This is a genomic window from Streptomyces sp. NPDC012637, from assembly GCF_042954805.1.
GTDB lineage: Bacteria > Actinomycetota > Actinomycetes > Streptomycetales > Streptomycetaceae > Streptomyces.
This window is the reverse complement of record NZ_JBIBDS010000003.1, coordinates 843,954-856,657: the sequence shown is the minus strand read 5'-3', so window position 1 is coordinate 856,657 and position 12,704 is coordinate 843,954. Positions and strand designations below refer to the sequence as shown.

At 71.3% G+C, this 12,704-nt stretch carries 16 protein-coding genes; 8 read left to right on the top strand and 8 right to left on the bottom strand.

Annotation, left to right across the window (positions count from 1 at the left end; all coding sequences use genetic code 11):
• The coding region (locus tag ACFY8W_RS16980) for a hypothetical protein (protein ID WP_391105502.1) at window positions 1-232 on the top strand (232 nt) is incomplete at its 5' end.
• Window positions 233-342: 110 nt separating this feature from the next.
• On the opposite strand, the gene ACFY8W_RS16975 is transcribed toward ACFY8W_RS16980, so the two are convergent.
• On the bottom strand, window positions 343-984 hold the full coding sequence (locus ACFY8W_RS16975; RefSeq protein ID WP_391105500.1) for a DNA-3-methyladenine glycosylase: 642 nt from the start codon (window positions 982-984) through the stop codon (window positions 343-345).
• Window positions 985-1,089: 105 nt separating this feature from the next.
• Between ACFY8W_RS16975 and ACFY8W_RS16970 the strand changes: the two genes are divergently transcribed.
• The 3 genes from ACFY8W_RS16970 to ACFY8W_RS16960 all read left to right on the top strand — a co-directional run bounded on the left by ACFY8W_RS16970 (window position 1,090) and on the right by ACFY8W_RS16960 (window position 3,114).
• Window positions 1,090-1,872 (top strand): sporulation protein, encoded by a 783-nt coding sequence (locus ACFY8W_RS16970; protein WP_391105498.1) that lies wholly within the window; start codon window positions 1,090-1,092, stop codon window positions 1,870-1,872.
• Window positions 1,873-1,913: 41 nt separating this feature from the next.
• Window positions 1,914-2,447, top strand: a complete 534-nt coding sequence (locus tag ACFY8W_RS16965) for a YbhB/YbcL family Raf kinase inhibitor-like protein (RefSeq protein WP_391105496.1) — start codon at window positions 1,914-1,916, stop codon at window positions 2,445-2,447.
• Between the two features lie 160 nt (window positions 2,448-2,607).
• Window positions 2,608-3,114 (top strand): HNH endonuclease, encoded by a 507-nt coding sequence (locus ACFY8W_RS16960; RefSeq protein ID WP_128976739.1) that lies wholly within the window; start codon window positions 2,608-2,610, stop codon window positions 3,112-3,114.
• 68 nt (window positions 3,115-3,182) lie between these two features.
• On the opposite strand, the gene ACFY8W_RS16955 is transcribed toward ACFY8W_RS16960, so the two are convergent.
• The 4 genes from ACFY8W_RS16955 to ACFY8W_RS16940 form a co-directional block, all read right to left on the bottom strand.
• On the bottom strand, window positions 3,183-3,956 hold the full coding sequence (locus ACFY8W_RS16955) for a TSUP family transporter (RefSeq protein WP_391105494.1): 774 nt from the start codon (window positions 3,954-3,956) through the stop codon (window positions 3,183-3,185).
• A gap of 91 nt (window positions 3,957-4,047) precedes the next feature.
• Window positions 4,048-4,998 carry an SPFH domain-containing protein gene (locus ACFY8W_RS16950; RefSeq protein ID WP_391105492.1) on the bottom strand — a complete coding sequence of 317 codons (951 nt, stop codon included), beginning with the start codon at window positions 4,996-4,998 and terminating at the stop codon, window positions 4,048-4,050.
• A 96-nt stretch (window positions 4,999-5,094) separates the two neighbouring features.
• A complete protein-coding gene (locus tag ACFY8W_RS16945) occupies window positions 5,095-5,523 on the bottom strand; it encodes an NfeD family protein (protein WP_391105490.1) in 429 nt (142 codons plus the stop codon).
• Window positions 5,524-5,601: 78 nt separating this feature from the next.
• The gene (locus tag ACFY8W_RS16940; RefSeq protein ID WP_391105488.1) at window positions 5,602-6,399 is read right to left on the bottom strand and encodes an ATP-binding cassette domain-containing protein; all 798 of its coding nucleotides are present in this window, start codon (window positions 6,397-6,399) and stop codon (window positions 5,602-5,604) included.
• Between the two features lie 131 nt (window positions 6,400-6,530).
• Here ACFY8W_RS16940 and ACFY8W_RS16935 point away from each other — a divergent pair, with 131 nt between their 5' ends.
• The gene (locus ACFY8W_RS16935; protein WP_391105486.1) at window positions 6,531-7,319 is read left to right on the top strand and encodes a hypothetical protein; all 789 of its coding nucleotides are present in this window, start codon (window positions 6,531-6,533) and stop codon (window positions 7,317-7,319) included.
• 199 nt (window positions 7,320-7,518) lie between these two features.
• On the opposite strand, the gene ACFY8W_RS16930 is transcribed toward ACFY8W_RS16935, so the two are convergent.
• The 3 genes from ACFY8W_RS16930 to ACFY8W_RS16920 form a co-directional block, all read right to left on the bottom strand.
• Window positions 7,519-7,764 carry a chaplin gene (locus ACFY8W_RS16930; RefSeq protein WP_384413315.1) on the bottom strand — a complete coding sequence of 82 codons (246 nt, stop codon included), beginning with the start codon at window positions 7,762-7,764 and terminating at the stop codon, window positions 7,519-7,521.
• A gap of 129 nt (window positions 7,765-7,893) precedes the next feature.
• On the bottom strand, window positions 7,894-8,541 hold the full coding sequence (locus tag ACFY8W_RS16925; RefSeq protein ID WP_391105484.1) for a response regulator: 648 nt from the start codon (window positions 8,539-8,541) through the stop codon (window positions 7,894-7,896).
• Window positions 8,534-9,679 carry a GAF domain-containing protein gene (locus tag ACFY8W_RS16920; protein WP_391105482.1) on the bottom strand — a complete coding sequence of 382 codons (1,146 nt, stop codon included), beginning with the start codon at window positions 9,677-9,679 and terminating at the stop codon, window positions 8,534-8,536. Before ACFY8W_RS16920 ends, ACFY8W_RS16925 begins: the two co-directional genes overlap by 8 nt.
• 180 nt (window positions 9,680-9,859) lie before the next feature.
• Between ACFY8W_RS16920 and ACFY8W_RS16915 the strand changes: the two genes are divergently transcribed.
• From ACFY8W_RS16915 to ACFY8W_RS16905, 3 genes are all read left to right on the top strand, one after another.
• Window positions 9,860-10,558, top strand: coding sequence for an SDR family NAD(P)-dependent oxidoreductase (locus ACFY8W_RS16915; protein WP_391105480.1), 699 nt, complete (start codon window positions 9,860-9,862; stop codon window positions 10,556-10,558).
• Window positions 10,555-11,631: an S-adenosylmethionine:tRNA ribosyltransferase-isomerase gene (locus ACFY8W_RS16910; protein ID WP_391105478.1), complete on the top strand. Its 1,077-nt coding sequence runs from the start codon at window positions 10,555-10,557 to the stop codon at window positions 11,629-11,631. The genes ACFY8W_RS16915 and ACFY8W_RS16910 overlap by 4 nt, the downstream gene beginning before the upstream one ends.
• A gap of 289 nt (window positions 11,632-11,920) precedes the next feature.
• Window positions 11,921-12,667, top strand: a complete 747-nt coding sequence (locus tag ACFY8W_RS16905; RefSeq protein ID WP_391105476.1) for a transglycosylase SLT domain-containing protein — start codon at window positions 11,921-11,923, stop codon at window positions 12,665-12,667.
• The last annotated feature ends 37 nt before the right edge of the window (window positions 12,668-12,704 follow it).

Here is a 12,704-nt window from a genome sequence, read left to right as displayed (position 1 = left end):
TTCTCAAGGTGCGGACGCTTCCTTTGTACTCACCCTCGCGGGCTTTCCTCCGGGCGCTTCCTTCGTTCTTGCGTTTCCGACTCTATCAGATCTTTTCGATCCGATTTCCTCGGTGCTTTCCGGTCCCTTTCGCTTTCGCTCCGGGCCCTTCCGGCGTGTCCACTACTTTAGCGGATTTCCCTGGCGACTCATAATCGAGCCATTTGGAACAGATTTCGGCATGCCGAAATAGGCCCCGTTGGGATCGCTGTCAGTAGTGTGGTTGGCCGCCTCCAGGAGGCTTCGGTGAGCACTTCCCGTCTCAAGCGGCTCGGGCTACATTACGCACCCCTGTGACCCGAGTCAAGCCGAGCGCTTGCGTGGCGCGTGGGCGCGGTACGGGCTCACGGTGTGGTCTCCGTCGATCCAGAAGCGCCAGGGGTGCGGGGCGCCTTCGCCGCCCACTCCCGTGCGGGGACCGGTGCGGACCAGTTCGGGTGCGGGCGGGGTGCCGGTGAGCACCGCGAGCGGGGCGTCGGGGCCTGCGCAGGCGTCGGTGCCGTTCATCGTGCGGGCCACGTCCAGGGCCGTGGCGAGGCGGGCGGGCCCCTTGGCGAGCTCGGAGTCGTAGCGGGCGGAGAGCCGGCGCTTTCGGGCCTGCTCGGCTCCCGTGAGGATCTCCCCCGCTCGGAGCAGCACTCCGCTCGCCTCGCCCTCGGGGCCGCACACCAGGTTGAGGCAGTGCCACATGCCGTAGGTGAAGTAGACGTACGCGTGTCCGGGCGGTCCGAACATGACGGCGTTCCTGGGGGTGCGACCGCGGAAGGCGTGGGAGCCCGGGTCGATCGCGCCGGCGTACGCCTCCACCTCCGTGAGGCGGAGCTCCATACGGCCGTCCGGGGAGTTCCGTACGAGCGTGCGGCCCAGCAGATCGGGGGCGACCTCCAGGACGGGGCGGTCGAAGAAGCTCCGCGGGAGCGGCGTACGGTCGGGGCTCTCGCTCATGGCGTCCGAGCGTACCGGGGGTCCTTCGGGGGACGGTCAGGAACCGGTTACGGTCGTCACGCGTATGTAGGGGTCAGGACAGCGCAGGACTGTAAGGAGTCGTCGATGGGGTTCAAGAAGCTGCTCGCGAGCCTGGGTGCGGGCGGGGCGTCGGTGGAGACCGTGCTCACCGAGGAGAACGTCGTCCCGGGTGGTGTCGTCCAGGGCGAGGTGCGGATCCAGGGCGGTTCGGTCGCCCAGCAGATCGAGGGTCTGTCCGTCGGGCTGCAGGCCCGGGTCGAGGTCGAGGGCAACGACCAGGAGTACAAGCAGGACATCGAGTTCGTGAAGGTGCGCCTCGGCGGGGCCTTCGAGGTGCAGGCCGGTGCGGTGCACGTGGTGCCGTTCGGTCTGGAGATCCCGTGGGAGACGCCGGTCACCGCGATCGGGGGCCAGCAGCTGCGGGGGATGCACATCGGTGTGACCACGGAGCTGGAGATCGCCCGTGCGGTGGACTCGGGCGACCTGGACCCGGTGAACGTGCACCCGCTGCCGGCGCAGCAGGCCATCCTCGACGCCTTCATCCAGCTGGGCTTCCGGTTCAAGAACGCGGACATGGAGCGCGGCCACATCCGGGGCACGCGGCAGAAGCTGCCGTTCTACCAGGAGATCGAGTTCTTCGCGCCGCCGCAGTACCGGGGTCTTAACCAGGTCGAGGTCAGCTTCGTCGCGGACGACCAGGAGATGGACGTCGTCCTGGAGATGGACAAGAAGCCGGGTCTGTTCGTCGAGGGCAGCGACTCGTACCGCGCGTTCAAGGTGGGGCTGCGCGACTTCCACACGACCGACTGGGCGGCGTATCTGAACCAGTGGCTCGCCGAGGTCGGCGGCCGTCGCAACTGGCTCTAGGCTCGGTCCGTAAGGCCGGTCAGCGACAGGGAGGTTCAGACGTGGCCGAGGGCAAGAGGGCACCGCTTCCTCATGACTTCCACCCGCCGGTGGCGTCGTTCACGGTGGTGAGCGACGACGTCGTCGAGGGCGGGGTGCTGAAGGACGCGCAGGTGTACGCGGCGGGGAACACCTCGCCGCAGCTGCGCTGGGAGGGGTTCCCGGCGGAAACGAAGAGCTTCGCCGTGACGTGCTTCGACCCGGACGCCCCGACCGGCAGCGGGTTCTGGCACTGGGTGCTGTTCGACATCCCGGCGTCGGTGACCGAGCTGCCCGTGGGTGCGGGGTCGGGCTCGTTCGAGGGACTGCCGGCGGGTGCCGTGCACGCGCGCAACGACTACGGGTCGAAGGACTTCGGCGGGGCCGCTCCGCCGAAGGGGGACGGGCCGCACCGTTACGTGTTCACGGTGTACGCGGTGGACCAGGAGAAGCTGGGTCCGGACGCGGACACCTCGCCCGCGGCGGTCGGCTTCAACCTGCGCTTCCACACGCTGGGGCGTGCTCAGCTGGTGGCGGAGTACGAGGACCCCGCGTAAGGCTGATCGTTCGCTTGTTGTTTGCCCGCTTCTGGTCTTGGAGAGATCAGAAGCGGGCATCTTTCTTTACGCGGATATTGCGTTGTCCTACCCGGCGCGCCCGGCCAGAGTTGATCCAAGCCCGCCACGGGGGTGGGCCGGCACACGGGAGGTGGGCAACATGCGGGACACGCTGGTACTGAACGCGAGCTTCGAGCCGCTTTCGACGGTCACACTCAACCGTGCGGTGGTGCTTGTCCTGCAGGACAAGGCCGTCGTGGAGCAGGAACACCCCGGTCTTCGCGTGCGTGCCGCGGCCGTGGACATGCCGGTGCCGAGGGTGATCAGGCTGTGCAGGTACGTACGGGTGCCGTTCCGAAGACAGGCTCCGTGGTCGAGGCGGGGTGTGCTGGTGCGGGACCAGCACCGGTGCGCGTACTGCGGGAAGCGCGCCACGACCGTGGATCACGTGGTGCCGCGGGCGCAGGGAGGCGGGGACCACTGGCTGAACACGGTGGCCTCGTGCGCTGAGGACAACCACCGCAAGGCGGACCGGACGCCGGAGCAGGCGGGTATGCCGCTGCTGCACCAGCCGTTCGTTCCGACGCCGCAGGACGCGATGCTGCTGGCGCTGAAGGCGGCCGAGCGGTCGGAGCTGCCGGACTGGCTGGCCGGGCAGGCCGCGTAGGTCTCCGGGTCGCGGCGTGAGGCCCGCCCCCTTTCCGGGGGGGCGGGCCCTTCGTCATGGTGTCGCCGTCAGTTCAGGGTGAGTTGGAGGATGGCGACGATGCCGACGGCGATGATCACTCCGCGCAGGACGGTGGGCGGGAGGCGCTTGCCGACCCTGGCGCCGATCTGGCCGCCGATGGTGGAGCCGACGGCGATGAGGAGGACGGCGGTCCAGTCGAAGTCGGCGACGAAGAGGAAGAAGACCGCGGCGACTCCGTTGACGACGGCGCCGAGGATGTTCTTGACGGCGTTGATGCGCTGGAGGCTGTCGTGGAGCAGCAGGCCCATCAGCGAGATGTAGAGGACGCCTTGGGCGGCACCGAAGTAGCCGCCGTAGATGCTGGCGAGGAAGAGTCCGACGAGGAGGGCGGCGCCTCCGTCGGGGTGGGCCTCGGTGCCGCTGGCCTCGCGGCGTCGCTGGACGGCGGCGGCGATACGGGGCTGGAAGAGGACGAGGACCAGGGCGATGCCGATGAGGACGGGGACGATCGCGTCGAAGGCCTCGGAGGGCAGGGCGAGGAGCAGGATCGCGCCGACGAGGCCGCCGAGGAGGGCGGCGGCGCCGAGGCGGAGGACGCGGGTGGTCTGGCCCTTGAGTTCGCTGCGGTAGCCGATGGCTCCGCTGATGGATCCGGGGACGAGGCCGAGGGCGTTGGAGACGTTCGCGGTGATGGGTGGCAGGCCGGTCGCGAGGAGGACCGGGAACGTGATGAGCGTTCCCGATCCGACGATGGTGTTGATGGTGCCTGCGGCGGTGCCGGCCGCGAAGACCGCGAGCATTTCCCAGATGGACAAAGCCATCTCCTTACGGGTTCGGTGAGTCGCCTCCCCGCTCCGGGTTCGCCGGGGTCGAGGGGCTCGCACCGATCATGCACGAGGTTACGTGTACGTGTCAGTCAACTGTGGGTTCTTCACGACGGGCGGGGATGTCGGCCGAGGTGGCGCCCTTGGTGTTGAAGCCGGGGACGCCGGGCGCGACGTTGCCGAAGGCGCCGGAGAGGCCCTTGAGCGCGTCGCCGATCTCGCTGGGCACGATCCAGAGCTTGTTGGCGTCGCCTTCGGCGATCTTCGGGAGCATCTGGAGGTACTGGTAGGAGAGCAGCTTCTGGTCGGGGTCGCCGGCGTGGATGGCCTCGAAGACGGTGCGGACGGCCTGGGCCTCGCCCTCGGCCTTGAGGGCGGCGGCCTTGGCCTCGCCCTCGGCGCGCAGGATGGCGGACTGCTTCTCGCCCTCCGCGGTGAGGATCTGCGACTGGCGGATGCCCTCGGCAGTGAGGATCGCGGCGCGCTTGTCGCGGTCGGCGCGCATCTGCTTCTCCATCGAGTCCTGGATGGAGGTGGGCGGTTCGATGGCCTTGAGCTCGACGCGGTTGACGCGGATGCCCCACTTGCCGGTGGCCTCGTCGAGGACTCCGCGGAGGGCGGCGTTGATCTCCTCGCGGGAGGTGAGGGTCCGCTCCAGGTCCATGCCGCCGATGATGTTGCGGAGGGTGGTGACGGTGAGCTGCTCGATGGCCTGGATGTAGCTGGCGACCTCGTAGGTCGCCGCGCGGGCGTCGGTCACCTGGTAGTAGATGACGGTGTCGATGTTGACGACCAGGTTGTCCTGGGTGATGACCGGCTGGGGCGGGAAGGGGACGACCTGTTCGCGCAGGTCGATCCTGTTGCGGATGCGGTCGATGAACGGGACCACGATGTTCAGTCCGGCGTTGAGCGTGCGGGTGTAGCGGCCGAAGCGCTCCACGATGGCGGCGCTCGCCTGTGGGATGACCTGGATCGTCTTGATCAGGGCGATGAAGACAAGCACCACCAGAATGATCAGGACGATGATGACTGCTGACATCGCGTTCCCTGTGCCCTTCGCTGCCGGTTGGTAGACCAGATGATGATCTCGATGATCGAGTTTCCCAGACCGCGGAGGGTCATGGGCGAGGTTCGGTCACATCACGACGGCGGTCGCTCCGTCGATGTCGACGACGTCGACCTGCTCTCCGGGTTCGAAGCTCAGTCCTGAGTCGAGGGTGCGGGCGGACCAGACCTCGCCTGCCAGCTTGATGCGGCCTCCGTTGCCGTCGACCCGTTCCAGGACGACGGCTTGACGGCCCTTCAGGGCGTCGATGCCGGTGGCGAGTCGGGGCCGGTCGTCGCGGTGCCGGGCGGCGATGGGGCGCATCACGGCGATGAGGGCGACGGAGACGACGGCGAAGACGACCACTTGGGAGACGACACCGAAGCCGAGGGCAGCGGTCACCGCTCCGGCGACCGCGCCGACGGACAGCATGCCGAACTCGGGCATGGCGGTCAGGACCAGGGGAATGCCGAGCCCCACCGCGCCGATCAGCCACCAGATCCATGCGTCGATGTCCACATGGTCATGGTAGGGCGGTGGGGTCTCCGGTGACAGGGCGCGACTCTGTGCGGTAGTTGCGCCGGGTTGGCCGGTTGGCTACTTGAGCGGCAGGCCCTGTGCGGTGTAGCGCTCGCCGACGTGCTCGACGACGAGCGGCAGGCCGAAGCAGCGGGAGAGGTTACGGGAGGTCAGCTCGGTCTCCATGGGTCCGGCGGCGAGGACCTTGCCCTGGCGGATCATCAGGACGTGGGTGAAGCCGGGCGCGATCTCCTCGACGTGGTGGGTCACCATGATCATGGAGGGCGCGTACTGGTCGCGGGCGAGCCGGCCGAGGCGGCGGACCAGGTCCTCGCGGCCGCCGAGGTCGAGGCCGGCGGCGGGCTCGTCGAGGAGCAGGAGTTCGGGGTCGGTCATCATCGCGCGGGCGATGAGGGTGCGCTTGCGCTCGCCCTCGGAGAGGGTGCCGAACCTGCGGTCCAGGTACTCGCTCATGCCGAGGCGGTCGAGGAAGGCCTTGGCGCGCTCCTCGTCGACCGGGTCGTAGTCCTCGTGCCAGGTGGCGGTCATGCCGTACGCGGCGGTGAGGACGGTCTCGAGGACGGTCTGGCGCTTGGGGAGCTTCTCGGCCATGGCGATGCCGGCCATGCCGATGCGGGGGCGGAGGTCGAACACGTCGGTGCCGACGCCCCCGAGGCGCTCGCCGAGGACGGTCGCGCTGCCCTTGGTGGGGAAGAGGTAGCTGGAGGCGATGTTGAGGAGGGTGGTCTTGCCCGCGCCGTTGGGGCCGAGGATGACCCAGCGCTCGCCCTCCTTGACCGACCAGGAGACCTCGTCCACCAGAGCGCGTCCGTCGCGGACCACGGATACGTCCACCAGCTCCAGTACATCGCTCATGAGCGCGTTGTCTCCCCTTGCGGTCGAGTGTCGTCGCCGTCGCCTGTGGGCGCGGCGTCCAGGGAAAACCTACGCCACCGGTGGGCCGGGCCGGTCCCTAGGGCCTTCCTTTTGTCCCTACGCTGGGGGGCATGCTTTCGGAACCACGCTCAGGACGTCTCGCCGCTTGGGGCAATGCCCTGCTGGCCGGGGCGGTGTCGCCGGACGATGCGGCGCAGGCCATTGTCGGACAGGACGCGGTGCACCGCGTGGAGGGACTGCCGGGCGAGGCGGGGCTGGTGGGGCTGACGCTGGCGCTGGGTCGGCTGCGGCGGCTCGGGGTGACCGGGTGGCGGGTGGCGCTGCCGGCGCCGGGGCATCCGCTGGGGCTGAGCGGTCCGCCGGAGTTCAACGCGCGGGCGGTCGATGCGGAGGAAGCGGTGGTCGGCTTCGGCGCGCCGTACGGTCTGGTGCCGGAGGTGTCGGAGGCGGGACCGGCGGGCGACGTGCACGTGGAGGTGGTCTGGCACTGCCTTCCGGTGCGGGAGGCGCCGCCGGCGGACGTGCCGTCGCTGGGTGAGGCGGAGCGGGAGCTGGCGGAGGCGCTGCGCGAGGCGACGACGGTGCTCACCCGGCTCGACGTCGCGGCCTCCGGCCCGGCGGCGGACGCGGCCCGCGACGCCTACCGGGCCCGTGCGGAGGCCGGCCGGGAGGTCCTGGCTCCCGGTTACCCGGCCCGCGCGGTCCGTGTCCTGGAGCTGGCCCAGCGCATCGGGATGCTGGTCGACCTCGCGTACGACGGTCACGGCGGTGCGGTGAGCGCGGCGGAGATGTCCGCGCGGGGTGCGGCCTTGCGGCCGGTGGAGCGGGTGGCCCGGCGGGCGCAGGTCGCCGCGTACAACGCGTACGTGGAGGAGCGGGAGCGGGATCGGGGCTTCTAGGCCGTTTCCTTCGGACCCGGCCAAGATCCGGAAGAGACGGCCTGGCGCCGGGCCCGGGCCGGGAAGCGCCCCGGACGCCGGGCGGCGCGAGCTCCGCACGAGTCATCGCGCCAGGCAGTCGCGTCAGACAAGCGTGTCAAGGACATGGAACGGGCCCGGCCCCCGGGGGATCGTCCGGGGGCCGGGAGTGTTGCGGGCGTCAGTGGTTGACGGCGCCGTTGCCGAAGGCCGGGTTGAGCAGGCCGATCACGTTGACCGTGTTGCCGGAGACGTTCACGGGGACGTGGACCGGGACCTGCACCAGGTTGCCGGAGGCGACGCCCGGCGAGTTGAGGGCCTGCCCGTGGGCGTGCGCACCTCCGTGGGCGGAGGCGACACCCGCACCGGCGGCGACGATGCCTCCGGCGACCATGGTGAGGGCGGCGGCCTTCTTCAGGTTGTTCACTTCAGGATCCTCCTGGTCATCGCTGCGGCCGGTCCGCCGCAGCACGCCATGAAGAACGCCGCCGCCCCCGCCGGGTTGCGCCGAACGGGGGACATACACACGACGGTATGAAAAAGGGAACGGCCGTGCCTACGAGGTCAGGCCGTGCCGTACGGCCCAGAGGGCGGCCTGCGTCCGGTCGGCGAGGTCCAGCTTCATGAGGATGTTGGAGACGTGCGTCTTGACCGTCTTCTCGGAGAGGACGAGCGCGCGGGCGATCTCCCGGTTGGACCGGCCGTCCGCGATCAGGCCGAGGACCTCCCGCTCCCGCTCGGTCAGCGTGGAGCCGCGGCCCGTGCTGCCGCCCTGGCCGTGCTCGTCCTGGCTGAGGAGGGCCTCGGCGACCTCGGCCTGGAGCAGGACGTGGCCGGCGTGGACGGAGCGGATGGCGGCCGCGAGGGCGTCGGGGTCGATGTCCTTGTGGACGTAGCCCCGCGCGCCGGCGCGGAGTGCGGGCACGACCGTGCGCTGCTCGGTGAAGCTCGTGACGACGAGGACGCGGGCCGGATTGCCCAGCTCGCGAAGCCGGCGCAGCGCCTCGATACCGTCGGTGCCCGGCATCTTCACGTCCATGAGGACGACGTCGGGCCGCAGCTCCTCGGCGCGGGCGACTCCCTCCTCTCCGTCGGAGCCCTCCCCCACGACCTCTATGTCCTCCTGCACCTCCAGGAAGGTGCGCAGACCGCGGCGGACGACCTGGTGGTCGTCCACGAGCAGCACGCGGATCTTCTCAGCCACCGGGGACCTCCATCTCGATCGTGGTGCCCCGCCCGGGGGCCGATGTCACGGTGAGGGTGCCGCCGACGCCGCCGGCCCGGTCGCGCATGGACACGAGGCCGAGGTGGCGGCCGGCGCTGCGGACGGTCGTCGGGTCGAAGCCCCTGCCGTCGTCGGCGACGGTGAGCCGGGCGCCCTGGCCGCTGCGGGTGAGGGCGACGGTGACGAGTCCGGCGCCGGAGTGGCGCAGCGCGTTGTGCAGGGCCTCCTGGGCGACCCGGAGCAGCGCCTCCTCCTGGGCGGCGGGCAGGGCGCGGACGCCGGCGCTCTCGAAGGTGACGCGGGCGCTGTGCGCGCGGTCGAGGACCTGGATCTGGGTGCGCAGGGTGTGGACGAGGCCGTCCTCGTCGAGGGCGGCGGGCCGCAGCTCGACGACGGCGGCGCGCAGCTCGTCGGCGGCCTCGGCGGCGAGCGCGGCGACCTGCTGGAGCTCGCCCTTGGCCCGGGCGGGGTCGCGGTCGACGAGGGCGGCGGCGGCCTGGGCGGTGAGCCGCAGGGAGAACAGCTTCTGGCTGACGGCGTCGTGCAGCTCGTGGGCGAGCCGGGAACGCTCCTCGGCGATGGTGAGCTCGCGGCTCCGCTCGTACAGCCGGGCGTTGGTGAGGGCGATGGCGGCGTGCTGGGCGAGGAGGGTGAGCAGTTCCTCGTCCTGTGCCGTGAAGCCGCAGCTGCCGGACTCCTTGGGGCAGCGCTTGTTGGCGAGGAAGAGGGCGGCGAGGATCTCGTCGCCGTCGCGGACGGGCAGGCCGATGAAGTCGGACATCTCCGGGTGGGCGGCGGGCCAGCCCTCGAAGCGGGGGTCCTTGCGGACGTCGGCGAGCCGCTCGGGCTCGGCCTTGTGCAGCATGGCGGCCAGGATGCCGTGCTGGCGGGGCAGCGGGCCGATGGCGCGCCACTGCTCGTCGGTGACGCCGTCGACGACGAACTGGGCGAAGCCCCCGTGGTCGTCGGGGACGCCGAGCGCCGCGTACTCGGCGTCGAGGAGCTCGCGCGCGGAGGCGACGATCGTCTTGAGGACGTCGCGGACCTCCATCTGGCGGTTCATCGCCAGCAGGGCGCTGCTCACGGCGGCGAGGCCGGAGCTCGGTCGATGGCTCATGTGCTTCACCGTACCGGTGGGCCGTGACGGTCCGTATCCGCCTGTGGACGGCGGAGGACCGGGACCGGGGGCCTAGGTCCAAGTTCCCGACGGGTCGGGGCCGCGGGACGAGGCGGTGCGGCGGGTCGGGTCACGAGGCTGGATCGCATCGGTTCGGAGCGGGAAGCAAAGGGGATGGACATGCCTGTCGCGATCGTCACGGGGGCCTCGAGGGGTCTGGGGCGCGCACTGGCGACGGGGCTCGCCGCACGGGGCTGGGACCTGGTGCTCGACGCCCGTGGTGCCGGGGTGCTGGAGGAGAGCGCGGAGGCGGCGCGCGCGCTCGGCGCGCGGGTGCTGGCCGTGCCCGGGGACGTGACGGATCCGGGGCACCGGGCGGAGCTGGTGGCGGCGGCGCGGCAGCTCGGGGGTCTCGATCTGCTGGTGAACAACGCCGCGGTCCTGGGTGCGGAGCCGCTGGTGCCGCTGGGCAGCCATTCCCTGGACGGTTTCCGCGCGGCCCTGGAGGTGAACGTGGTGGCGCCGCTGGGGCTGCTGCAGGAAGCGCTGCCGTTGCTGCGCGGGGCGCCTGCCGGGGCCGTGATCAACCTGAGCTCGGAGGCCGCGGCCGAGCCGTTCCGCACGTGGGGCGGGTACGGCGCGACGAAGGCGGCGCTCGACCAGCTGTCGGCGGTCCTGGCGGTGGAGGAGCCGGGGCTGCGGGTCTGGTGGGTGGACCCGGGCTCGATGCGGACGGCCATGCTGGCCGCGGCGGAGCCGGACGAGGACCTGTCGGGGACGCCGGCTCCGGCCGAGGTCGCTCCGGTCTTCCTGCGGCTGGTCGACGAGCGGCCCGCGAGCGGCCGGTACGCGGCCCCGGCCTTCCTGGAGTCGCGATGACGCTGATGACGCGGGTGCCCGCGGAGCTGTCGGCCCGGGTGCCGGCCGAGCAGCGCGGTCCGGGGCGCGGCCGGGACGACGTGCGGCTGCTGGTGTCGCGGGGCACGGAGGTGGCGCACCGGGCGTTCCGGGAGCTGCCGGGGCTGCTGCGGGCCGGGGACGTGCTGGTGGTGAACACGTCGACGACGCTGGCAGCGGCGGTGGACGGGCGGCTGGGGCCCGAGCCGGGTGGTGTGCCGGTGGTCGTGCACTTCTCGACGCGGGGTGACGACGGCCGGTGGGCGGTGGAGCTGCGGGAGCCGGACGGTGCGGGGACGACCCGGGCGCGGGCGGGCGGGCCCGCGGGGGCGGTGGTGCGGCTGCCGGGCGGCTCCCGGCTCGTGCTGGACGAGCCGCTCGTGGCCGGGGCGGCACGGCTGTGGTGGGCGCGGCCGGACACGGACGTGCCGGCGCTGCTGTCCGGGTACGGGCGGCCCATCCGCTACCGGTACACGGCGCGGGACCAGTCCCTGGCCGCCTATCAGACGGTGTTCGCGCTGCCGTCCCCCGACGGGTCGGGTTCGGCGGAGATGCCGAGCGCGGGCCGGCCGTTCACGGCCCGGCTCGTGGCGGAGCTGGTGAGCCGGGGGGTGCAGTTCGCTCCGGTCGTCCTCCATACGGGAGTGGCGTCGGCGGAGGCCCACGAGCCGCCGTACCCGGAGCGCTTCGAGGTGCCGGCGGCGACGGCGTGGCTGGTGAACGCCGCAAGGGCCGGCGGGGGCCGGGTCGTCGCGGTGGGCACCACGGCGGTCCGGGCGCTGGAGTCGGCCGTGGAGGAGGGCGTGGTGCGCGGCGCGGCGGGGTGGACGGATCTCGTCGTGACGCCCGGGCGCGGGGTGCGGGTCGTGGACGGGCTGCTGACCGGGCTGCACGAGCCGGAGGCCTCGCATCTGCTGATGCTGGAGGCGGTGGCGGGGCGGCCCGCGCTGCGGCGGGCGTACGCCGCCGCGGTGAGCGGGCGCTACCTGTGGCACGAGTTCGGGGACGTCCATCTCCTCCTCCCGCAGGAGGGTCCTCACCGTGTGCATTGCTGATGCAACGCGCGGTGAGGTTGTTACAGGACCGATGTGAGCCCGCGCATAGGACCCACATCACTTACGAATCACCCTAGTGGACACCTCAAGGCGAGATGAGCGCTGCCGGGACTGGTCCGGGACCGGTCCGGCGGCACGCGTGCGGGGCCCCTGATCCACTACCCGGGATCGTACGTCACACCTTTGCCACGAGATTTTGCTGCCGCTAAGAATTGCGTCCGTCGCCGCCGAGCAGGCGCAGCGCCGCCCCGGCCGAGCGACCCCCAGCGATTCGAAGAGGTAGTCCTGCATGTCTGCGAACACCCCTGGCCACAGTCGTGGTCTGAAGAAGACCCACAAGGCCGCGATCGCCGGCGTCGCCGCTCTGAGCGCCGCGGCGCTCGGCCTCTCCCTCGTCCAGGGCAACGGCGGTTCCACCGAGGTGGAGCCCCAGGCCCTCACCCACACCCAGCAGGTCGCCTGGTCGTACGACGCGACCAGCCCGCAGGCCAAGGCGCTGGCCGCCAGCCTCGACCAGCAGACCTCGGCCTTCGCCCTCAAGGCGAAGCAGGAGGCCGACGCCAAGGCCAAGGCCGCCGCCGAGGCCCAGAAGAAGGCCGCGGCCGCCAAGGCCGCCGCGAAGGCCGCCGCGAAGAAGAAGGCCGACGCCGAGGCGAAGAAGCGCGCCGCCGCCAAGGCCGCCGCCAGCCGTGCCGCCGCCCGTACGCCGGTCTTCGCGAACAACCTCGACGGCTGGATCCGCGAGGCGCTGTTCATCATGGACAAGCACAACATCCCGGGCACGTACAACGGCATCTACAAGAACGTGATGCGCGAGTCCAGCGGCAACCCGCGGGCCATCAACAACTGGGACATCAACGCCATCAACGGCGTGCCGTCCAAGGGTCTGCTGCAGGTCATCTACCCGACCTTCAAGGCGTACCACATCCCCGGCACCAAGTTCGACCAGTACGACCCGGTCGCCAACATCGTCGCCGCCTGCAACTACGCGGCCGACCGCTACGGCACCATCGACAACGTCAACAGCGCGTACTGAGCCGACGGCCACCGGTCCGGCGCAGACATGCCGAAGG

What these genes read in the sequence shown, in the direction of transcription:
- ACFY8W_RS16940 (WP_391105488.1), bottom strand. Translation starts at nt 6,399, where the DNA reads ATGAGCGATGTACTGGAGCTGGTGGACGTATCCGTGGTCCGCGACGGA.
- ACFY8W_RS16950 (WP_391105492.1), bottom strand. Translation starts at nt 4,998, where the DNA reads ATGTCAGCAGTCATCATCGTCCTGATCATTCTGGTGGTGCTTGTCTTC.
- ACFY8W_RS16960 (WP_128976739.1), top strand. Translation starts at nt 2,608, where the DNA reads ATGCGGGACACGCTGGTACTGAACGCGAGCTTCGAGCCGCTTTCGACG.
- ACFY8W_RS16955 (WP_391105494.1), bottom strand. Translation starts at nt 3,956, where the DNA reads ATGGCTTTGTCCATCTGGGAAATGCTCGCGGTCTTCGCGGCCGGCACC.
- ACFY8W_RS16935 (WP_391105486.1), top strand. Translation starts at nt 6,531, where the DNA reads ATGCTTTCGGAACCACGCTCAGGACGTCTCGCCGCTTGGGGCAATGCC.
- ACFY8W_RS16970 (WP_391105498.1), top strand. Translation starts at nt 1,090, where the DNA reads ATGGGGTTCAAGAAGCTGCTCGCGAGCCTGGGTGCGGGCGGGGCGTCG.
- ACFY8W_RS16910 (WP_391105478.1), top strand. Translation starts at nt 10,555, where the DNA reads ATGACGCTGATGACGCGGGTGCCCGCGGAGCTGTCGGCCCGGGTGCCG.
- ACFY8W_RS16905 (WP_391105476.1), top strand. Translation starts at nt 11,921, where the DNA reads ATGTCTGCGAACACCCCTGGCCACAGTCGTGGTCTGAAGAAGACCCAC.
- ACFY8W_RS16915 (WP_391105480.1), top strand. Translation starts at nt 9,860, where the DNA reads ATGCCTGTCGCGATCGTCACGGGGGCCTCGAGGGGTCTGGGGCGCGCA.
- ACFY8W_RS16920 (WP_391105482.1), bottom strand. Translation starts at nt 9,679, where the DNA reads ATGAGCCATCGACCGAGCTCCGGCCTCGCCGCCGTGAGCAGCGCCCTG.
- ACFY8W_RS16975 (WP_391105500.1), bottom strand. Translation starts at nt 984, where the DNA reads ATGAGCGAGAGCCCCGACCGTACGCCGCTCCCGCGGAGCTTCTTCGAC.